This is a genomic window from Pseudomonas fluvialis, assembly GCF_002835605.1.
Classification (GTDB): Bacteria; Pseudomonadota; Gammaproteobacteria; order Pseudomonadales; family Pseudomonadaceae; genus Aquipseudomonas; species Aquipseudomonas fluvialis.
Map to the genome: position 1 here is coordinate 207762 of NZ_PIYS01000002.1, position 19369 is coordinate 227130.

Genomic DNA, 19369 nt, shown 5'->3' on the forward strand with positions numbered 1-19369 from the left:
CAAGCGCTTGGTTATAGTCCTGGCACTTACTCTTTTATGTGCCCAGGAGCCGTCATGTCCGCCTTTCAGGAATATTTCACCGCCGAGCACCAGCAGGTACGTGACAGCGTGCGCCGATTCGTCGAGCGCGAAATTCTTCCGCATATTGCCGACTGGGAAGAGGCTGAGAGCTTCCCGTGCGAGCTGTATCAGAAGGCCGGTGCTGCCGGGATTCTGGGTATTGGTTATCCGGAGCGCTTTGGTGGCAGTTACGAGGGCGATCTGTTTGCCAAGGTGGCCGCCAGTGAAGAGCTGATGCGTTGCGGTTCGGGTGGCCTGGTGGCCGGGCTCGGCTCACTGGATATCGGCCTGCCGCCAGTGCTCAAGTGGGCCAAGCCGGCTCTGCGTGACCGGGTGGTGGCCGAGGTGCTGGCCGGTGAGAAGATCATGGCCCTGGCGGTTACCGAACCGTCTGGCGGTTCTGACGTGGCCAGCCTGAAGACCCGTGCGCTGCGTGAGGGAGACTACTACCGGGTAAGCGGCAGCAAGACCTTCATTACCAGCGGTGTGCGTGCCGACTACTACACGGTAGCCGTGCGTACCGGCGGCGACGGTTTTGGCGGCGTCAGTCTGTTGCTGATCGAAAAGAGCACGCCAGGCTTCAGCGTTGGGCGTTCGCTGAAAAAGATGGGCTGGTGGTGCTCGGATACCGCCGAACTGTTCTTCGATGACTGCAAGGTGCCGGTGGATAACCTGATCGGCGTGGAAAACATGGGTTTTGCCGGGATCATGGCGAACTTCCAGAGCGAACGGCTGAGCCTGGCGATCATGGCCAACATGACTGCGCAGCTGGCACTGGAAGAGGCCACGCGCTGGGCGCATGAGCGGCAGGCCTTCGGTAAGCCGATCGGCAAGTTCCAGGTACTCAAGCACCGCCTGGCCGAAATGGCCACGCAGCTGGAGGTGTCGCGCGAGTTCACCTACCGGCAGGCGGCCAAGATGGCGGCCGGCAAGAGCGTGATCAAGGAAATCTCCATGGCCAAGAACTTTGCCACCGATGTGTCCGATCGCATCACCTACGACGCCACGCAGATACTCGGTGGCATGGGCTTCATGCGAGAGTCGCTGGTCGAGCGGCTGTATCGGGATAACCGCATCCTGTCGATTGGCGGAGGCACCCGGGAAGTGATGAACGAGATCATCAGTAAGCAGATGGGTTTGTAGTGTGCAGACAGGCCATGCCGAAACGGCATTGGCTTTTGTGAAAAAATAAGCCTAGATTTTCATGAAATTGCAGTTTGCCAATTTCATGAGGCGCGGGTGTGCCGCGCCATAGGCTTTCGCCATGGACAAGCAGGAAGAGATGGCCGCACTGGCCATCCTGATTCACGATCTACGCAAGCATAAAAAGCTTACGCTCAGCCAGCTGGCCGAACGCATCGGCCGCTCGGTGGGCTTTCTCTCCCAGGTCGAACGCGGCCTGTCCCAGCCCAGCGTGGCCGACCTGACGGCCATCAGCGAAGCACTGGATGTGCCGACCAGCTATTTCTACAGCCTCAGCCAGCCACGCGCCGTAGCCTGGGTGACGCGGGCCCATGAGCGGCGCACCCTGTACCTGGCCCACGGGATTACCGACATTATGGCCTCGCCGACCCTGCAGGGTGCCTTTACCTTGCTCGACAGCCTGCTCGAGCCGGGCGCGCTGAGCGGTGAGCGGCAGATGCAGGACCGTTCCGAACAGGGCGGCTTCGTGCTGTCCGGGCAGCTCACCCTGTGGCTCGGTGAGCCGGAACAGTGCGTGACCCTTGGCCCGGGCGATGCCTTCCAGATCCCCAGTTATGCCCGCTTGCGCTATGCCAACCTCGGCGACAGTCCGGCGCGCGTGTTGTGGGTATACACCTGACGTTTTCTTCGCCACCTGCAGGACACAATAACAATGACAGCCTGTTTTCCCGATCTGCTCAGTGAAGTCCGGCAATTTCGCCAGCAGTACCCGCAAGTTCGCTTTGTCGACCTGATCTGCCTGGACATTCCCGGGCATTTCTATGGCAAGCGCTATCCCATCGAACTGCTGGAGAAGGTGGCCGCCGGCAGCCCGCTCAAGCTGCCGCAGAATTGCGTGCTGCTGGGCGCGCAGGGCGGTCTCTATGAAATTGGCGACTATTGCTTTCATGATGGCGACCCGGATGCGCTGCGCCGTCTGGTGCCTGGCACTTTGCGCCCGGTGACCTGGGAAAGCCAGCCGCTGGGGCAGATGCTGATCACCTCCGATGGCACCGCCGCGCCTATCGAGTTTGAGCCCCGTGAGGTGCTGGCACGAGTGGTACAGCGTCTTGCTGCACGCGGCATTCATCCGGTGGTGGCCTTCGAGCTGGAGTTCTACCTGTTCGACAAGGCACTCAAGGAGGGGCTGCCGCAGTACCCGCACGACCCCTATGGCGGTGATGCCGATGACCAGCCGAGCATGCACATCGAGCGGCTGTCTCGTTTTGCCGATGTACTCGATGACATGACCGCCACGGCACGCCTGCAGGGTATCGATGCTACGGTGATCACTGCGGAAATCGGCCCTGGGCAGTTCGAGATCAACTTCAACCATTGCCAGGATCCCATGCAGGCGGCCGACAGTTCGGCGTTGTTCTGTCGCAGCACGCGTGGCGTGGCACGTCAGCATGGCTATCGGGCCAGCTTCATGGCCAAGCCCTACCTGCAGTACCCCGGCAGCGGCATGCATGTGCATGTCAGCCTGTACGATGCGGCCGGTGCCAATCTGCTGGCAGCCGATGAGCAACGCCCGCTGCGCCACGCGGTGGCCGGCTGCCTGGCGCTGCTGCCGCAGCTGATGCCGATCTACGCGCCCAATCACAACAGTTACCGGCGCCTGGGTGCGGCGGTCAACGCGGCCAGCAAGGCCAGTTGGGGCTACGAAGATCGCGATGCCTGTATCCGCATTCCCGATGCGGATCCGCATAACCTGCGCCTGGAGTTCCGTTTGCCGGGAGCCGACGCCAATCCTTATCTGGTGCTGGCGGCGCTGTTGGCCAGCATCGAGCATGGCTTGCAGGCCGGCTGTGAACCCATTGCCCCGCTCAATGAGGACCGTCACAGCGGCATCGACTTCCCTCTTGATCTGCTGCAGGCCGTACGCAACATGCAGCACAGCGCTGCCGTGCAGGCGGCGTTGGGGCGTGAGTTCGTGATGGTTTATTGCGAGAACAAGCGCCAGGATCACCTGGCCTTTCTCCATGCAATCAGCCCACGCGAATACCAGTGGTATCTGTAGCCTGCTCGGCCTGTCAGTGGCCCAGGCCGAGCAGGCCGCCGCACAGTGCGCAGCCCAGCACCACCAGCCAGGCCGGCAGGCGCCAGTACTGCAGAGCCAGCCAGGCGAGCAAGGCCAGCGCCAGGTCGCGCGGGCCGGCAATCGCGCTATGCCAGATCGGCTGGTAGAGCGCAGCCAGCAGCAGGCCGACCACCCCCGCACCCACCCCGGCCATGGCGGCCTGCATGAGGGCCAGGTGACGCAGGCGATCCCAGAAGGGCAGGGCGGCGGCGACCAGCAGGAAGGACGGCAGGAACACTGCCAGCAGGCACAGCAGGCCGCCACTCCAGCCATTCAACGGGCCGTGCTGGACGGCACCGAGGAAGGCGGCAAAGGTAAACAGTGGACCGGGTACCGCCTGCGCAGCGCCGTAGCCGGCAAGAAAATCACTGTTGCTGACCCAGCCGTTGGGTACCACTTCGGCCTGCAGTAGCGGCAGCACTACGTGGCCGCCACCAAACACCAGGGAGCCGGCACGGTAAAAGGCATCCACCAGTTGCAACGGTTGCCACTGACTGGAGTCGGCCGCCAGTGGCAGACCGAACAGCAGTACGATGAACAGCAGCAGGCAGAGCCATGCCGGACCTGCGCCGGCGGCGTGCGAGCCAGGCGCAGCAGCAGGTTCGACAGGCGCCTGCAGCCACAGCATGCCGGCCAGGGCCGCCAGACCAATGACCACCAGCTGATTCCACGCTGAAGGCCAGAGCAAGATCAGCAGACAGGCCAACACCATCAGGCTGGCCCGCCGCACGCCCTGGCAGAGGCTACGCCCCATGCCCCATACAGCCTGGGCGACTACCGCCACGGTGACGATCTTCAGGCCCTGCAGTACGCCGCTTGGCAGGCTGTCCGACCAGTTTTGCAGACCCAGGGCAAAGCCGATGAGTAGCACCGCCGAGGGCAGGGTGAAGCCGCACCAGGCGGCCAGGGCCCCGGCATAGCCGGCACGTTGCAGGCCCAGGGCCATGCCTACCTGGCTGCTCGCGGGGCCGGGGAGGAACTGGCAGAGCGCGACCAGTTCGGCATAGCGTGCCTCGTCGAGCCAGCGGCGTTCCACCACCAGGGCCTGGCGGAAGTAGCCCAGATGGGCCAAGGGGCCGCCGAAGGAGGTTAGCCCCAGGCGCAGGAAAATCAGGAAAACCTGCCAGGGCGAGTCTGGCGCAGCTAGGGGTTTGCACATAGGGGAAATGATCAGGAAGAAAACTGATGGCAGCTTAACGTGGCGGGTCGAGTCTGCCGAGCCGCGATGACGGTTTTGTGACTGTGCATCATGCCGCCTGCCTATGCTGGCTGCATCCGTTGCTGAATGAGCGTTGTCAGCCGGCATTCTGTCTGGTTAACGTGGCGCACCTTGGTTGCTCTGGATAACTGCCCCATGTTGACCCTGCATCATCTCGAATTCTCGCGCTCGCAGCGCATCCTCTGGTTGCTGGAAGAGCTGGGGGTGCCCTATGAGTTGAAGGTTTACCGCCGTGATCCGCTGACGCGCCTGGCACCGGCAGAACTGAAGGCTGTCCACCCGCTGGGTAAGTCGCCGGTGATCACGGATGGCGATGAAGTCATCGCCGAGTCCGGAGCAATCATCGAGTATCTGGTGGAACGCTACGCCAGCCAGGCCAGTGGCGAGTTGGCTGGTCTACAGCCTGCGCCTGGTACACCGGCACATCGTCAGTGTCGCTTCTGGATGCATTACGCCGAAGGGTCGTTGATGAACTGGCTGGTGATGAAGCTGGTGTTCACGGTGATTCCCAACAAGCCTATGCCGTTTTTTGTGCGTCCCATCGCGCGAGGCCTGTGCAGCAAGGTGCAAGCCAGCCTGATCGATCCGAACCTGCGCAGCGCGCAGGCATTTATCGAAGCACATCTGGCCACGCACCGCTGGTTTGCCGGTGAGCAACTGAGCATGGCCGATTTCCAGATGAGTTTTGCCATCGAAGCCTTGCTGGCGCGTGGCCAGGCCAGCGAGTCGCCCTGCCTGGGCGCCTACCATGCGCGCCTGCAGGCACGTCCGGCTTATCAGCGCGCCCTGGCCAAGGGTGGTCCGGTGCTGGGGCTGTAACGGCTAGGTGGTTTGCGCCTGCCAGAGTAGCGCATAGCCCAAGAGCAGTAGTGGCCAGGCGCAGAGTGGGCCGAACAGCAGGCGCCAGTGCAGCGGGCGTGGGTCGAAACCCACGCCATGCACGAAACCGCCGGAAATGCCCAGCATGACCAGCATCAGCAAGCCATGGCTGTAGCGCCCCTGGCTATCCAGCATGGCGGCTGGATGGATCAGCAGCAGCAGGGCCAGCGGGCTGGCCAGCAGCAGCGATACAGCGCGCGCCAGCGCATGCTGTAGCCAGTGTCTGTTACGGCTCATGGCTGTCGAGATCCTGGGTGCTTTCCAGCCACAGGACATTGATGATGGCCAGGCTGCAGGCCAGTAATACGCCAAGAATCCAGGTGAAATACCACATCTGTCAGGCTCCTCGTCAGCGGGCGATGCGTAGCATCGCCCGTTTAGCTTCAATAAAGACCGTGGGGGTTGTTGCGGATTTGTGCCGTAGTCACCGTGCCCCACATCTTGGCGTAGCTCCACAGGGTGTAGAGCAGGATCAGTGGGACGAACAGACAGGCCACTACGAACATGATGCCAAGCGTCTTGTGGCTGGATACGGCATCCCATAGGGTCAGGCTCGATTGCGGATCAATGCTGGACGGCATGACGAAGGGGAACAAGGCAAAGCCTGCGGTGCACAGCGTGCCGATGATGGCCAGGCTGGAGCCCAGGAATGCCCAGCCAAACAGGCGGCCACTGGCGCCGAGCCAGGCCAGTGCGGCCCCGGCCAGGCCAAGCAATGGCGCGATCAGACTGAGTGGTTGGCGGCTGTAGTTGTCCAGCCAACCCGGATTGCCCACGGCCACCTGCTTGGCTAGTGGGTTGCTGGCAGCGTTACCGTCAACTGCGCTGACCAGTTGCAGGCCCTGAATGTCACCCAGCCATAGCCACAGGCCTGCAGCCGAAAAACTGGCCAGGTAAAGCACCGCGCAGTACCGTGCGGCACGGCGACTGCGCAGGGCGATGGCGCCCTCACTGCGCATGCCCAGCCAGGTGGCACCGTGCAGGCAGAGCATGCTCAGGCTGACGAGTCCTGCCAACAGGCCGAAGGGATTGAGCAGCTGCCAGAAGTTGCCGTGGTAGCTGACGCGCAGGTCGGCATCGAACTGAATCGGCACGCCCAGCAGCAGGTTGCCGAAGGCCACGCCGAACACCAGCGCCGGTACCAGCCCGCCGATGCACAGCCCCCAGTCCCAGCTCTGTCGCCAGCGGGTATTCTCCAGCTTGCTGCGGTAATCGAAGCCGACCGGGCGCACGAAAAGGGCGAACAGCACGACCAGCATTGCCCAGTAGAAGCCGGAGAACGAGGCGGCATAGACCAACGGCCAGGCGGCGAATAAGGCGCCGCCCGCGGTGATCAGCCAGACCTGGTTGCCGTCCCAGTGCGGGGCGATGGTGTTGATGATGACTCGGCGCTCTTCATCGTCGCGGCCGAGCAGCGGCAACAGTGCGGCGGCTCCCAGATCGAAGCCATCGGTCAGGGCAAAGCCGATCAACAGGACACCGACCAGTATCCACCAGACCAGCTTGAGGCTTTCATAATCGAGCATGGCATTCTCCTCAGGCGATGGCCGGCTGTGTGCGTTCGAAGTGGTAGCGGCCGGTATGCAGGCTGCTTGGGCCAAGGCGCGCGAAGCGGATCATCAGGTACATCTCGATGACCAGCAGCACGCTGTAGAAAGCCACCAGCGCGATCAGCGACCCCCAGACGTCCGTGGTGGACACACTGGATACCGACAGGTGGGTGGGGAGTACTTCGCCAATCGACCAGGGCTGACGGCCGTGCTCCGCGACATACCAGCCGGTTTGCGCGGCAATCCATGGCAAGGGCAGGCTGAACAGCGCCCATTTGAGCAGCCAGGGCTTGTGCTCCTCATTGCGTTTGGCGGATGCCCAGAAGGCGCAGATAAACAGCGCGAGCATCAGCACACCGCAGCCGACCATGATGCGGAAGGTCCAGAACAGGCTGGCAACATCCGGGATGGTGTCGAGGCTGGCCTGGGCGATTTGCTCAGGCGTGGCATCGACCACCTGCTCGGTGTATTTCTTCAGGAGCAGGCCATAGCCGAGGTCGGCCTTCACGGCGTCGAAGGCCTGCAGCGTGGCCGGGCTACGATCACCGCTGCGTAGTTGCTGCAACAGCGCGTAGGCTTGCATGCCGTTGCGGATACGCGCCTCGTGCTGTATCAGCAGGTCCTTGATGCCGGTCACTTCGCCGTCCAGCGAACGGGTGGCGATCAAGCCGAGTGCATAGGGGATACGGATGGCATAGTCGGTGCGCATGGCTTGCTGGTCAGGCAGACCGAACAATGTGAACGCGGCCGGTGCTTCATGGGTATCCCACTCGGCCTCGATAGCGGCCAGCTTGGTCTTCTGCACATCGCCAATCTCGTAGCCGGATTCGTCGCCCAGCACGATGACCGAGAGAATCGACGCCAGGCCGAAGGCCGAGGCGATGGCGAAGGAACGCCGGGCAAAGCCGAGGTCGCGGCGCTTGAGCAGGTAGTAACTGGAAATCGCCAGCACGAAAACGGCACCTGTCACATAGCCGGCGGCTACGGTATGCACGAACTTGACCTGCGCTACCGGGTTGAACAGCAGCGCCGAGAAGTCGGTCAGCTCCATGCGCATGGTGTCGATGTTGAATTCGGCGCCTACCGGGTTCTGCATCCAGCCATTGGCGATGAGAATCCATAGAGCCGAAAGATTCGAACCCAGGGCAACCAGCCAGGTAACGGCCAGGTGCTGAAGCTTGGACAGACGTTCCCAGCCGAAGAAGAACAGGCCGATGAAGGTTGATTCGAGGAAGAACGCCATCAGCCCTTCGATAGCCAGCGGCGCGCCGAAGATGTCGCCGACGTAGTGGCTGTAGTAGGCCCAGTTGGTGCCGAACTGGAACTCCATGGTCAGCCCGGTGGTGACGCCGAGGGCGAAGTTGATGCCGAACAGCTTGCCCCAGAACTTCACCATGTCCTGATAGACCTGCTTGCCGGTCATCACATAGACCGACTCCATGATGGCCAGCAGGAAGGCCAGGCCGAGTGTGAGGGGGACGAAGAGAAAGTGGTACATGGCAGTCATGGCGAACTGCAAACGCGATAGGTCAACGAGTTGTTCCGAGATCATCCCGGTACTCCTTGGATACGGCAGGGCGAGAAGAAACAGGCGGCTGCGGGGTATCGGTCAACAGGTGTTGGCTGACGCGCTCGCTACCGTCCACCGGCAGGGTCGGGGAGGGGAACCACAGTGCCTTGATGGCCAGCAGTACAGCCAGCTTGATCAGGGCGATCACCGCTATTTCACGAACCAGGGGGATTCGCCAGGGTGAGGATGAAGGGCCTGCGTGCGCCGATGTGGCCGCCTGGGTAGTGCATGGCTTGGGCGACGGAGAGGCTGTCATCTTTATACTCTGTGGGGTATTGCGCGGTACTACTTTAGTCGTAGCAAAGCCACCTGCTCAATCAATAATCGCCAATGGGGTGTGCGGTGTGTTGTCGCAGGCGTTTTTGTCGCGTACAGCTTGGCCTGCCTTGGTGAGCGGGCGTTTGCAGGGTGCTGGTAGGGGCGAGCTGACTGGGGACTGGACGTGGCGGGCTGTCAGAAGGCTGTCCGGGCAGGCCGTACGCATTGCCGCGCAGTGCAAAGGCCTACCTGGAGCAGCGAGTTGTGCTGTCTTGCCGCGCTCTGTCAGCGATCGTCGAGGGCGAAGGCGGTGAGGGTGAAGGTGGGGATGTGCATATCCTGCAGCTTTTGCGAGCCACCCAGTTCCGGTAGGTCAATGATGGCGGCTGCCTCGAACAGCTCGGCGCCCATGCGCCGAATCAGCCGTGCAGCGGCCAGCAGCGTGCCACCGGTGGCGATCAGGTCATCGAGCAGCAGCACCTTGTCGCCGTCACACAGGCTATCGGCATGTACCTCCAGCAAGGCTTCGCCGTATTCGGTCTGGTAGCTTTCGCTTAGCACGTCGGCGGGCAGCTTGCCGGCTTTGCGGAACAGTACCAGTGGCTTGTTCAGTTGATAGGCCAGCACGCTGCCAAGCAGGAAGCCGCGGGCATCCATGGCGCCGATGTGGCTGAAGTCAGCTTCCACATAACGCTGGGCAAAGCTGTCCACCACCATGCGCAGGGCACGCGGTGACTGGAAAACCGGGGTAATGTCGCGGAAGACGACCCCGGGTTTGGGAAAGTCGGGCACCGGACGGATCAGGGATTTGACGGTAAATTCGTCGAAGATCATGAAGACAAACCTGTTAACGCGTGTTGACGGCGAAGTATAGGCGTGTACGCCTGTACACTGCATGTTGAAAATCAAGTCCGTCGTGCCCGGATGGCAAAACGGCCTGCACAGGTGGACTGTGCAGGCCGTTGTTGTTGCTTGCCAGCGGCTTAGCGGTCGGCGCTGCCACCGGCCAGGGCGCACAGCCCGATGGGGTCGAGAATGCGTACTTCCTTGCCTTCGCTTTCCAGTAGGCCATTCTGCTGGAAGCGGGTGAACACCCGGGAAACGGTCTCCACGGCGAGGCCCAGATAGGTGCCAATTTCGTTGCGCGACATGGCCAGACGGAATTGGTTGGCGGAGAAGCCGCGTGCCTGGAAGCGTGCCGACAGGTTGACCAGGAAGGTGGCAATACGCTCGTCAGCGGTCTTCTTCGACAACAGCAGCATCATCTGCTGGTCGTCGCGGATTTCCCGGCTCATCACGCGCATCAGCTGGCGACGCAGCTGTGGCAGCTGGATGGCAATTTCGTCGAGACGGTCGAAGGGAATCTCACAGACCGAGGTGGTTTCCAGTGCCTGTGCGGACACCGGATAGGCTTCTGTGTCCATGCCAGCCAGGCCAACCAGTTCGCTGGGCAGGTGAAAGCCGGTGATCTGTTCTTCACCGATATCGGTAACGCTGAAGGTTTTCAGGCTGCCCGAGCGTACGGCAAAGATGGCATTGAAGTGGTCACCCTGGCGAAACAGGAATTCGCCTTTTTTCAGCGGGCGTCCGCGCTTGACGATCGCGTCGAGCGTGGCGACATCTTCCATGTTCAGCGACAGCGGCAGACAGAGCGGTGCAAGGCTGCAGTCGTTGCAGTGAGCTTGATGGGTTGTGCGAACCCTGATCGGCTCTTTCATCGCAAGTTCCTTGGGGCTGGGCTAACGTGCGAGCAAGGTTAACCCACTGCGGCTTACACCGCTAGACATACTCCCCCCCGCAAGATTATCGATAGCTTGGCCGCGACGCATAGTGATCTGGATCAGTTGCGGCGTGGGTGTCTGCCACAACCGGCCTGCTAGCCGCGCCAGACGGCGCTTGTGCGGGCGTGCGTGGTCTGCTGTCAGGCAGCTCCTGCAGTTGTCGCGGGGTGTGAAGTGGCGCACGTCAGCGACGACGTGTCGCAGGATTCAGGCGCAGGCCAGGGGTTTGCGGTAACGATCGAAGAGCATGCAGACCGAGCGCACCAGGAGGCGTCCGGAAGCCGTGATATCGAGGCGCCGGTCGCACAGTTCGATCAGGCCGTCGTTGGCCATTTGCTGGAGGTCGTTCCAGATGTCGGCGAAGTAGCTGCGGAAGTCGATGCCAAAAGGCTTTTCGATATCGCTGAACTCCAGCTCGAACTCGCACAGCAGGCGCTGGATGATGTGGCGTCGCAGGCGGTCATCCAGGCTGCAGGTATGTCCGCGGCAGGTACTCAGTTGGGCGTTGTGCAACTGGGTCAGGTACTGCTCGAGATCGCAGGTGTTCTGGCAGTACAGGTCACCCACCTGGCTGATGGCCGAGACGCCCAGGCCGATCAGGTCACAGTGCCCGTGACTGGTATAGCCATGCACGTTGCGTTGCAGGAGGCCATCTTCCTGGGCAATCGCCAGCTCGTCATCGTTGAGGGCGAACTGTTCAAGGCCTATGTAGCGATAACCGGCGCGGGTCAGCTGCTCGATGCTATTTTCCAGCATGGCCAGGTTGCCTGCGTCGCCCGGCAGCTCCAGCGCATTGATGCGTTGCTGCAGCGGGAAACGTTCTGGACGATGCTGATAGTGGCGTAGCGACAAGCGCTCGGGTTGCAGGGCCATGATGGTCTGCAGGGTATGGGCGAAGCTTTCCGGGGTTTGCTGTGGCAAGCCATAGGTCAGCTCGATGTTGATCGAGCGGTATTGCAGGGTGCGCGCGGCCTCTACCAGATTGCAGGTCTGCTCCAGGCTCTGTTGGCGATTGACGGCGCTTTGCACCTGCGGGGCCAGGTCTTCCACGCCCAGGTTGACGCGGTTGAAGCCCAGCTCGCGGAGCAGGCCCATGGTCGACCAGGAGGCAGAGCGCGGATCGACGTCGATGCTGTAGTCGGTGCTGCTGTCATTGAGCAGGGTAAAACGCTGCCGCAGATGAGCCATCAGCTGACGCAATTCTTCCTGGTTGAAGAACGTCGGCGTACCGCCGCCCAGATGCAGTTGCTCGACCTGCTGCTGACGGTCGAGGTGGCAACTGATCAGGTCGATTTCCCGCTGCAGGTAGTGCAGGTAGCGTGCGGCGAGTTCGCGATCCTGGGTAACGATGCGCAGACGGTCGCAATGAAAGCAGGCGCTGTTGCAGAAGGGCAGGTGGACATACAGGGACAGCGGGCGACGTGCCTTGCGGCTTTCGCGCAGGGCATGCAGTAGCTCGAAGGAGCTGACATCTTCATGGAACTGTCGCTGCAACGGGTAGGAGCAATAGCCTGGTCCGGCCCGGTTGTAGCGGCGGATGAGATTTGCATCCCAGCGGATGGCGTCAAGCATGCAAAGTCGACCCAGGACAAAGTCATTCGATGGCGCCCAGTCTAGGGGGTAGTCGCCAGGGAATACTTGACTTGTGTCAAGGGACAAAAAGTCGCAAGTTTTGTCCGCTGCAATCTCTGCTCAGTGGCCCATCAGCCAATGCTGGTGTGGGCCGGGTAGGCTCCACAGGCCGAACACTATGACCAGCAGGCCGGCAGCCGCACGTATACCCCGCTGCCGGAGCAAGCCCAGCAGGCGCTCGGCGGCCAGGCCGCTGGCGAGCAGAACCGGCCAGGTGCCGAGGCCGAAGGCCAGCATCAGCAGCGCGCTGTCCAGCGCACTGCCCTGGCTGGCGGCCCACAGCAGGGTACTGTAGACCAGCCCGCAGGGCAGCCAGCCCCACAGTGCACCGAGTAGCAAGGCCTGCGGCAGCCTGCTGACGGGCAGCAGTCGGCTGGCCAGGGGTTGCAGGTGCCGCCAGAGTCCGCGACCGATCGCCTCGATGCGCGTCAGGCCATGCCACCAGCCGGCCAGGTACAGGCCCATGGCGATCAGCAGGAGGGCTGCCAGTACGCGCAACAGCATGGCCAGTGGGCTGTTCTCCAAGGCCCAGCCGGCCAGGCCGAGTAGGTAGCCGGCAGTTGCATAGCTGAGGATGCGGCCCAGGTTGTAAGCCAGCAGCAGGCGCAGGCGACGACTGCGCTGCTGCGCCGGAATGGCCAGGGTCAGGGCGCCCATCAGGCCGCCGCACATGCCCAGGCAATGCCCGCCACCCAGTAGCCCGAGTACCAGTGCGGGGATGACCAGCTCAAGCGTCATGCGAGGATTTTTCCTCTGTCTGCCCCTTGGCCTCGGCTTGTCCAGCCTGGTGAGCTGGGTCTTCGTCATCGAAGAGGATGCTGTGTGCGGGGCCTTCGAGGTCGTCATACTGGCCGCTATCTACCGCCCAGAAGAACAGCCAGATAGCCAGAGCGACCACGATCACGGCAATCGGGATCATGACATAGAGAGCGGTCATACGGACTCCGGGACGGGGGCCTGAGGGTGGGACGTTGCACTGGGCGCCTTGTCAGGTGCTTGCAGGCGCAGGGCGTTGACAACCACCAGCAACGAACTCAGCGACATGCCCAGGGCTGCCCAGGCCGGGGTCACCCAGCCCAGTGCGGCGAAGGGCAGGATCAGGCCGTTGTACAGTGTGGCCCAGGACAGGTTCTCGATAATGATCCGCCGGGTGCGACGGGCCATGACGAAGGCGCTGATCAGGCTGTCCAGGCGATTACTGAGTAATACCGCGTCGGCACTGGTCTTGGCCAGGTCGGTCGCGCTGCCCATGGCAACACTGATATCGGCGGCAGCCAGCACCGGCACGTCGTTGACGCCGTCACCGAGCATCAGTACACGGCGACCCTCGGCATGCAGCTGGCGAAGTACGGCGAGCTTGTCATTGGGGGTAAGGCCGCCGCGTGCGTCATCTATACCCAGTTGTGCGGCGACACTGGCCACCATCGGCGAGCTGTCACCGGACAGCAGGAGTGTTTGCCAGCCGCGTTCCCGGCAGGCTGCCAGCAGTGCCGGGGCATCCTGGCGCAGGCGATCATCCAGGCCAAACCAGGCCAGCGGCCCTTGCTGGTCACCCAGCAGCAGCCATTGGCCGCTATCGCTGGGCATGGCAGGCACGATCTGGCCGCTCAGGGCACAGACGAAATCGGCCTGGCCGATACGCAGCGTGCGGGCCTCCACTTGCCCCTGCAGTCCCTTGCCTGGCTCGCTGCGTACCTCTTCTGCCGCTTGCGGTGCACGACCGAATGCCCGGGCGATGGGGTGTTCTGAGCGATTTTCCAGTGCCGCAGCCAGCGCCAGGCACTGTGTACTGTCCAGTGCTCCGAGTGGCACGACCTGACGCAGGGTCAGGCGGCCCTCGGTGAGGGTGCCGGTCTTGTCGAAAATCACCGTATCGATATGGTTCAAGCCTTCCAGCACGTGGCCACGGGTCAGCAGCAGGCCGGCACGGTGCAGGGCACCGGTAGCGGTGGTCAGCGCGGTTGGGGTGGCCAGCGACAAGGCACAGGGACAGGTGGCCACCAGCAGGGCGAGAACGATCCAGAAGGCGCGGTCACTGTCGATCTGCCACCACACCAGGCCAACCAACGCGGCGACGATCAGCACTGTAATGAGGAACCACTGTGCGACGCGATCGGCTAGTTCGGCCAGGCGCGGTTTCTCGCTTTGCGCGCGCTCCAGCAGGCGGACGATGGCGGATAGTCGAGTGTCCTGGCCCAGTGCCTCTACCTGTACGGTCAGCGGGCCTTCGACATTCAGTGTGCCGGCGGTCACGCGATCACCCGGTTGGCGAGGCAGGGGCAAGTACTCACCGCTGAGCAGCGATTCATCGATGCTCGATTGTCCGCTGAGAATGATGCCGTCGGCCGGCAGCAAGGTACCAGGCGGCACCAGCACCTGTTCGTCACGGCGCAGTTCGCTGAGCAGGATGCGCTGGCTATGACCTTCGGCATCCAGGCGCAGACAGGAGGCCGGCAGCAGGTTGACCAGCTGCGCGGTCGCTGCGGCGGTGCGTTCACGGGCACGACGCTCCAGGTAGCGTCCGGCCAGCAGGAACAGGGCGAACATACCCACGGCATCGAAATACAGTTCGCCACGCCCGCTGACCGTTGACCAGATACCGGCCAGGTAGGCGCCGCCAATGGCCAGGGAAACCGACACGTCCATGGTCAGGTGGTGGGTGCGCAGGTCGCGCAGCGCACCCTTGAAAAAGCCGGTGCAGCAATAGAAAACGATGGGCGTGGTGAGGAACAGGCTGACCCAGCGCAGGATGCGGTCCATATCGCTGGACAGGTCGAGGTTGAACTCAGGCCAGGTGGCCATGCTGGCCATCATTACCTGCATCCACAGCAGCCCGGCGACACCCAGCTGGCGAAGCGCACGGCGATTTTCCTGGTGCAGTTGCTCGGCCGCCTGGTCAGGCTGATAGGGATGCCCGGCATAGCCGATGCGCCGCAGGCTCTTGAGGATGCCGCTTAGGGCTAGCTGGCTGGACTGCCAACGCACCTGCAGGCGCTGGTTGGATAGGTTGAGGTGGGCCTCGGCGATGCCTGGGAGGGTACGCAGGTGGCGTTCGATCAACCAGCCGCAGGCGGCACAGCTGATCCCTTCGATCAACAGGCAGGTTTCGGCCAGCTCACCCTCATGGCGTACAAATGGTTGCTGTACTTCAGCGCGATCGTAGAGTGCCAGTTCGTCAGCCAGTTCGCGCGGGAGGGCTTCGGGGTTGCTGGCGGTTTCACTACGATGCTGGTAATAGCTTTCAAGGCCACCCTGGACGATGGCTTCGGCAACGGCCTGGCAGCCCGGACAGCAAAAGTCTCGCGTCTGCTGCAGTACGCTGGCCTGGAAGCGGCTGCCGGGCGGAACCGGCAAGCCGCAGTGGTAGCAGGGTAGGGGGGCACTCATGGAACGTTCAGTGACCGAGGAGGATCACCTGGCCATCGACCAGCTCTTCCTCTTCGAACAGTCGCCACTGACGCCCACCTTCTTCGCCGAGGATTTCCACGAAGCGACGACCCTCTACCTCATCTTGTAGCAAGCCGCGATAGCGCTTGCCTTCGACAGGCTGCAGGATGACCCGGCGATCCTTGCTTTCCTGGGTCGGCGAGATCAGGTTGAGCACCAGTTGCTGCGGATTGCTGTAGCCCTCCAGCTGCAACTCGGCGGTCCCGGTGGCGTTGTCCAGGCTCAGCTGTCCACGAATGGACAGCTGTTCGGCAAACTTCTCCCGGTCCAGCGACTGGTTGATGCCCTTGCCGGCATCGTAGTAGTTGCTGACGACCAGTGTGTCGGCACCGCGCGTGGCGATGGTCAGCAGCGACAGGCCGAGGATGACCGAGGAGAGCAGTATGCCGATGATGAACCACGGCCAGAACTGCTTGTACCAGGGCTGCAGAGAAAGATCGTCAGCGTGCGACATGGGGCTCCTTGATTAGCGCAGGGTGGGACCGATGAAGCGGCTTTCGGATTCGTCGCTGATGCTCGGGTCTTCAACCGCCTGGATTGTGAAGGCGATGGTGTTGGTGCTCGAGGGCAGCTTCTCCGGATCCAGCGACAGCTCGACAGGCAGCGAGAGAATTTCGCCCGCCTTGGCGGCGACCTGTTGCTTGCCTTCATAGACCAGGCCATCCAGACCGCTGGCAGTGATGCTGAAGGTAAGATCGCGCTGGGCTTTGTTCATGATCTTCAGGGTGTAAACGTTTTCGATGCGCCCTTCTTCGTTCTCGCGATACAGCACGCGATCCTTGAGTACGTCGAGCTCCGTCAGCGAACGGTTGAACACTGCATAGCCGAACAGGCTGCTCATTACGCACAGGGCGATGGCATAGCCTATCAGGCGCGGGCGCAGCAGGTGGGTCTTCTGTCCGGAAAGATTGTGTTCGGTTGTGTAGCTGACCAGGCCACGCGGGTAGCCCATTTTGTCCATGATGCTGTCGCAGGCGTCGACACAGGCTGCGCAGCCGATGCATTCAATTTGCAGGCCATTGCGGATGTCGATGCCGGTGGGGCATACATGCACGCACATCTTGCAGTCGATACAGTCACCCAGGCCGTCAGCCTTGTAGTCGGCATCCTTCTTGCGCGGGCCGCGATTTTCGCCGCGTCCGGCATCGTAGGAGACGATTAGCGTGTCCTTGTCGAACATCACGCTCTGGAAGCGCGCATAAGGGCACATGTAGATGCAGACCTGCTCACGCAGCCAGCCGGCGTTACCGTAGGTGCCGAGTGTGAACATGCCAATCCAGAAATAGGCCCAGCCATTGGCCTGGCCATTAAGTAGTTCCGGGATCAGTTCACGGATGGGCGCAAAATAGCCCACGAAGGTCAGGCCGGTGACCAGGCCAATCAGCAACCACAGTGAATGCTTGGCTGTCTTGCGTGCCAGCTTCTCGGCGCTCATGGGCTGCTTGTCGAGTTTCATGCGCTGGTTGCGATCACCTTCGGTGACTTTCTCGCACCACATGAATACCCAGGTCCAGACACTTTGTGGGCAGGTATAACCGCACCACACGCGTCCGGCGAAGACGGTAATGAAGAACAGGCCGAAGGCGCAGATAATCAGCAGCCAGGACAGCAACATGAAGTCCTGCGGCCAGAAGGTTGCGCCAAAGACATGGAACTTGCGGCCGGGCAGATCCCACCAGACGGCCTGGCGGTCGCCCCAGTTGAGCCAGACAGTGCCGAAGTAGAGGATGAACAGAAGTGCGCCACCACCCATGCGGATAGTGCGGAACAGGCCGGTAAAGGCCTTGGTGTAGATGGCCGGCCGTTTGGCATAGAGATCAACGCCAGCGTTGCCCTTGCCATTCGGGGTTATGTTTTTTACAGGAATTTGTTCAGTCATCACGGCTTACCACGGCGGTTTATGAGACTCCTGCTTATAACTTGCAGGAATAATCTTATAACTGCATTAATGGTACGCCTGTCTGTCTGAGAAGAGGTGCGACAGGCTGTCGCACCTCTGGACAGGATCATTGATCTTTATTGTTCTGCGACAGGCTATACACGTACGCAGCCAGCAGGTGCACCTTGTCATTGCCAAGGAAGTCCTTCTGGGCGGGCATCTGGCCATTACGGCCATAGCGCAGGGTTTGCTGCACCTGGGCAAAACTGGAGCCATACAACCAGACTTTGTCGGTCAGGTTCGGCGCCCCCATGGCTTGCATACCTTTGCCTTCAGCACCATGGCAGACTACACAATTGGTCTGGTAGATCTGTTGACCTGCGGCAATGTCGATGCCGAGGTCTTCAGGATTCTTCAGGCCAGAGAGGCTGCGCACATAGCCGGCAACATTGCGGATGCCTGGCTCGCCAAGGATTTCTCCCCAGGCCGGCATGACAGCCTGGCGACCATTGAGGATGGTGGTTTTGATGGCCTCTGGCTCACCGCCCCACAACCAGTCGTGGTCGGTCAGGTTGGGGAAACCATAAGCGCCCTTGGCATCGGAGCCGTGGCATACCGAGCAGTTGGAAGCAAACAGGCGACCGCCCATTTTCAATGCCTGCTCGTCCTTGGCGACTTCCTCGATGGGCATCGCGGCATATTTGGCGAAGATCGGCCCGTACTTCTCGTCGGCCTTGTCCATCTCCTTTTCCCACTGCTTGACCTGGGTCCAGCCGCCCTCGTAGCCCGGGAAAATACCTTTCCAGGTACCCATGCCCGGGTAAAGGATCAGATAGCCCACGGCGAATACCAGGGTGGCCACGAACAGCATGAACCACCAGCGCGGCAGCGGGTTGTCGTATTCCTCGATGCCATCGAAGGCGTGGCCAAGGGTTTCTTCGGTTGTGTCTTTGCGCTGGCCTTTGCGGGTGGCAAAGATCAGCCAGGTCAGCGCCACCAGGGTGCCGCCTGTCAGGAGGATGATGTACCAGCTCCAGAATGAGGTCATTCGTTGTTGCTCCTGGAAGAGTGCTCGTCACGCGAAGGGGTGCGGGTCTCTTCGTCGGCGAAGGGCAGATTGGCCGCTTCGTCGAAGCTCGATTTGCGCTTGTTGCTGTAGGCCCACAGCACGACGCCGATAAAGGCTACGAACACCAGCAGGGTGCCGAGGCCACGAAGTGTCCCGATATCCATCATGCGTTACCGTTTGTTCTTGATAGAGGTGCCCAGAACCTGCAAGTAGGCAACCAGGGCGTCCATTTCAGTCTTGCCTTGTACGGCTTCACGTGCGCCTGCGATGTCGTCGGCGCTGTAGGGCACACCCAGGGTGCGCAGCGCTTTCATCTTGGCGGCAGTGTCCTTGCCATCCAGGGTGTTTTCGACCAGCCAGGGATAGGCGGGCATCTTCGACTCGGGCACGACGTTGCGCGGGTTGTACAGGTGCGCACGGTGCCAGTCGTCGGAGTAGCGGCCGCCGACGCGGGCCAGGTCCGGACCGGTCCGCTTGGAACCCCACAGGAAGGGGTGGTCCCAGACGCTCTCACCGGCGACCGAGTAGTGGCCGTAGCGTTCGGTTTCCGCGCGGAACGGACGGATCATCTGCGAATGGCAGCCCACGCAGCCTTCCTTGATGTAGATGTCACGACCTTCCAGTTGCAGGGCGGTGTAGGGCTTCATGCCTTCTACCGGCTCGTTCACTTCGTTCTGGAAGAACAGCGGGACGATTTGCACCAGGCCGCCGATGGAGACGGCCAGGACCATGAACAGGGCCAGCAGGCCGACGTTCTTCTCGA

At 61.9% G+C, this 19369-nt stretch carries 21 protein-coding genes; 4 read left to right on the plus strand and 17 right to left on the minus strand.

What is annotated here, in order from left to right; translation table 11 throughout:
* Positions 1 to 54 precede the first annotated feature (54 nt).
* The 3 genes from CW360_RS01675 to CW360_RS01685 all read left to right on the plus strand — a co-directional run bounded on the left by CW360_RS01675 (position 55) and on the right by CW360_RS01685 (position 3262).
* Positions 55 to 1203: an acyl-CoA dehydrogenase family protein gene (locus CW360_RS01675; protein ID WP_101192516.1), complete on the plus strand. Its 1149-nt coding sequence runs from the start codon at positions 55 to 57 to the stop codon at positions 1201 to 1203.
* Positions 1204 to 1324: 121 nt separating this feature from the next.
* A complete protein-coding gene (locus tag CW360_RS01680; protein WP_093985324.1) occupies positions 1325 to 1882 on the plus strand; it encodes an XRE family transcriptional regulator in 558 nt (185 codons plus the stop codon).
* A 33-nt stretch (positions 1883 to 1915) separates the two neighbouring features.
* Complete coding sequence (locus CW360_RS01685) at positions 1916 to 3262, plus strand: glutamine synthetase family protein (protein WP_101192517.1); 1347 nt, start codon at positions 1916 to 1918, stop codon at positions 3260 to 3262.
* A 13-nt stretch (positions 3263 to 3275) separates the two neighbouring features.
* On the opposite strand, the gene chrA is transcribed toward CW360_RS01685, so the two are convergent.
* Positions 3276 to 4481 (minus strand): chromate efflux transporter, encoded by a 1206-nt coding sequence (gene chrA / locus CW360_RS01690; RefSeq protein WP_101192518.1) that lies wholly within the window; start codon positions 4479 to 4481, stop codon positions 3276 to 3278.
* Between the two features lie 195 nt (positions 4482 to 4676).
* Here chrA and CW360_RS01695 point away from each other — a divergent pair, with 195 nt between their 5' ends.
* Positions 4677 to 5360, plus strand: coding sequence for a glutathione S-transferase family protein (locus CW360_RS01695; RefSeq protein ID WP_093985321.1), 684 nt, complete (start codon positions 4677 to 4679; stop codon positions 5358 to 5360).
* A 3-nt stretch (positions 5361 to 5363) separates the two neighbouring features.
* On the opposite strand, the gene CW360_RS01700 is transcribed toward CW360_RS01695, so the two are convergent.
* From CW360_RS01700 to ccoO, 16 genes are all read right to left on the minus strand, one after another.
* The gene (locus tag CW360_RS01700) at positions 5364 to 5657 is read right to left on the minus strand and encodes a cyd operon YbgE family protein (RefSeq protein WP_101192519.1); all 294 of its coding nucleotides are present in this window, start codon (positions 5655 to 5657) and stop codon (positions 5364 to 5366) included.
* On the minus strand, positions 5647 to 5754 hold the full coding sequence (cydX, locus tag CW360_RS01705) for a cytochrome bd-I oxidase subunit CydX (RefSeq protein ID WP_093985319.1): 108 nt from the start codon (positions 5752 to 5754) through the stop codon (positions 5647 to 5649). The genes CW360_RS01700 and cydX overlap by 11 nt, the downstream gene beginning before the upstream one ends.
* A gap of 49 nt (positions 5755 to 5803) precedes the next feature.
* Positions 5804 to 6946, minus strand: coding sequence for a cytochrome d ubiquinol oxidase subunit II (gene cydB, locus CW360_RS01710; protein ID WP_093985318.1), 1143 nt, complete (start codon positions 6944 to 6946; stop codon positions 5804 to 5806).
* A 10-nt stretch (positions 6947 to 6956) separates the two neighbouring features.
* Entirely contained in the window at positions 6957 to 8522 is a 1566-nt protein-coding gene (locus tag CW360_RS01715; RefSeq protein ID WP_101192520.1) for a cytochrome ubiquinol oxidase subunit I, read from the minus strand.
* Positions 8500 to 8796, minus strand: coding sequence for a cytochrome oxidase putative small subunit CydP (gene cydP / locus CW360_RS16885; protein WP_093985316.1), 297 nt, complete (start codon positions 8794 to 8796; stop codon positions 8500 to 8502). The genes CW360_RS01715 and cydP overlap by 23 nt, the downstream gene beginning before the upstream one ends.
* Before the next feature lie 287 nt (positions 8797 to 9083).
* Entirely contained in the window at positions 9084 to 9632 is a 549-nt protein-coding gene (locus CW360_RS01725) for an adenine phosphoribosyltransferase (RefSeq protein WP_093985315.1), read from the minus strand.
* A 149-nt stretch (positions 9633 to 9781) separates the two neighbouring features.
* The gene (gene fnr, locus CW360_RS01730) at positions 9782 to 10516 is read right to left on the minus strand and encodes a fumarate/nitrate reduction transcriptional regulator Fnr (protein WP_093985314.1); all 735 of its coding nucleotides are present in this window, start codon (positions 10514 to 10516) and stop codon (positions 9782 to 9784) included.
* A 270-nt stretch (positions 10517 to 10786) separates the two neighbouring features.
* Entirely contained in the window at positions 10787 to 12151 is a 1365-nt protein-coding gene (gene hemN / locus CW360_RS01735) for an oxygen-independent coproporphyrinogen III oxidase (RefSeq protein WP_101192521.1), read from the minus strand.
* Between the two features lie 120 nt (positions 12152 to 12271).
* Positions 12272 to 12949: a sulfite exporter TauE/SafE family protein gene (locus CW360_RS01740; RefSeq protein WP_101192522.1), complete on the minus strand. Its 678-nt coding sequence runs from the start codon at positions 12947 to 12949 to the stop codon at positions 12272 to 12274.
* Entirely contained in the window at positions 12939 to 13148 is a 210-nt protein-coding gene (gene ccoS / locus CW360_RS01745) for a cbb3-type cytochrome oxidase assembly protein CcoS (RefSeq protein WP_093985311.1), read from the minus strand. The genes CW360_RS01740 and ccoS overlap by 11 nt, the downstream gene beginning before the upstream one ends.
* On the minus strand, positions 13145 to 15598 hold the full coding sequence (locus tag CW360_RS01750; RefSeq protein ID WP_101192523.1) for a heavy metal translocating P-type ATPase: 2454 nt from the start codon (positions 15596 to 15598) through the stop codon (positions 13145 to 13147). Before CW360_RS01750 ends, ccoS begins: the two co-directional genes overlap by 4 nt.
* Positions 15599 to 15605: 7 nt before the next feature.
* Positions 15606 to 16112 carry a FixH family protein gene (locus tag CW360_RS01755; protein WP_101192524.1) on the minus strand — a complete coding sequence of 169 codons (507 nt, stop codon included), beginning with the start codon at positions 16110 to 16112 and terminating at the stop codon, positions 15606 to 15608.
* Positions 16113 to 16124: 12 nt separating this feature from the next.
* The gene (ccoG, locus tag CW360_RS01760; RefSeq protein ID WP_101192525.1) at positions 16125 to 17537 is read right to left on the minus strand and encodes a cytochrome c oxidase accessory protein CcoG; all 1413 of its coding nucleotides are present in this window, start codon (positions 17535 to 17537) and stop codon (positions 16125 to 16127) included.
* 127 nt (positions 17538 to 17664) lie between these two features.
* A complete protein-coding gene (gene ccoP, locus CW360_RS01765) occupies positions 17665 to 18585 on the minus strand; it encodes a cytochrome-c oxidase, cbb3-type subunit III (RefSeq protein ID WP_093985307.1) in 921 nt (306 codons plus the stop codon).
* Positions 18582 to 18770 carry a cbb3-type cytochrome oxidase subunit 3 gene (locus CW360_RS01770; RefSeq protein ID WP_093985352.1) on the minus strand — a complete coding sequence of 63 codons (189 nt, stop codon included), beginning with the start codon at positions 18768 to 18770 and terminating at the stop codon, positions 18582 to 18584. The genes ccoP and CW360_RS01770 overlap by 4 nt, the downstream gene beginning before the upstream one ends.
* Before the next feature lie 6 nt (positions 18771 to 18776).
* The coding region (gene ccoO, locus CW360_RS01775; RefSeq protein ID WP_101192526.1) for a cytochrome-c oxidase, cbb3-type subunit II at positions 18777 to 19369 on the minus strand (593 nt) is incomplete at its 5' end.

Coding starts and splice junctions, on each gene's coding strand:
- CW360_RS01675 (WP_101192516.1), top strand. CDS start 55: ATGTCCGCCTTTCAGGAATATTTCACCGCCGAGCACCAGCAGGTACGT.
- CW360_RS01680 (WP_093985324.1), top strand. CDS start 1,325: ATGGACAAGCAGGAAGAGATGGCCGCACTGGCCATCCTGATTCACGAT.
- CW360_RS01685 (WP_101192517.1), top strand. CDS start 1,916: ATGACAGCCTGTTTTCCCGATCTGCTCAGTGAAGTCCGGCAATTTCGC.
- chrA (WP_101192518.1), bottom strand. CDS start 4,481: ATGTGCAAACCCCTAGCTGCGCCAGACTCGCCCTGGCAGGTTTTCCTG.
- CW360_RS01695 (WP_093985321.1), top strand. CDS start 4,677: ATGTTGACCCTGCATCATCTCGAATTCTCGCGCTCGCAGCGCATCCTC.
- CW360_RS01700 (WP_101192519.1), bottom strand. CDS start 5,657: ATGAGCCGTAACAGACACTGGCTACAGCATGCGCTGGCGCGCGCTGTA.
- cydX (WP_093985319.1), bottom strand. CDS start 5,754: ATGTGGTATTTCACCTGGATTCTTGGCGTATTACTGGCCTGCAGCCTG.
- cydB (WP_093985318.1), bottom strand. CDS start 6,946: ATGCTCGATTATGAAAGCCTCAAGCTGGTCTGGTGGATACTGGTCGGT.
- CW360_RS01715 (WP_101192520.1), bottom strand. CDS start 8,522: ATGATCTCGGAACAACTCGTTGACCTATCGCGTTTGCAGTTCGCCATG.
- cydP (WP_093985316.1), bottom strand. CDS start 8,796: ATGACAGCCTCTCCGTCGCCCAAGCCATGCACTACCCAGGCGGCCACA.
- CW360_RS01725 (WP_093985315.1), bottom strand. CDS start 9,632: ATGATCTTCGACGAATTTACCGTCAAATCCCTGATCCGTCCGGTGCCC.
- fnr (WP_093985314.1), bottom strand. CDS start 10,516: ATGAAAGAGCCGATCAGGGTTCGCACAACCCATCAAGCTCACTGCAAC.
- hemN (WP_101192521.1), bottom strand. CDS start 12,151: ATGCTTGACGCCATCCGCTGGGATGCAAATCTCATCCGCCGCTACAAC.
- CW360_RS01740 (WP_101192522.1), bottom strand. CDS start 12,949: ATGACGCTTGAGCTGGTCATCCCCGCACTGGTACTCGGGCTACTGGGT.
- ccoS (WP_093985311.1), bottom strand. CDS start 13,148: ATGACCGCTCTCTATGTCATGATCCCGATTGCCGTGATCGTGGTCGCT.
- CW360_RS01750 (WP_101192523.1), bottom strand. CDS start 15,598: ATGAGTGCCCCCCTACCCTGCTACCACTGCGGCTTGCCGGTTCCGCCC.
- CW360_RS01755 (WP_101192524.1), bottom strand. CDS start 16,112: ATGTCGCACGCTGACGATCTTTCTCTGCAGCCCTGGTACAAGCAGTTC.
- ccoG (WP_101192525.1), bottom strand. CDS start 17,537: ATGACTGAACAAATTCCTGTAAAAAACATAACCCCGAATGGCAAGGGC.
- ccoP (WP_093985307.1), bottom strand. CDS start 18,585: ATGACCTCATTCTGGAGCTGGTACATCATCCTCCTGACAGGCGGCACC.
- CW360_RS01770 (WP_093985352.1), bottom strand. CDS start 18,770: ATGGATATCGGGACACTTCGTGGCCTCGGCACCCTGCTGGTGTTCGTA.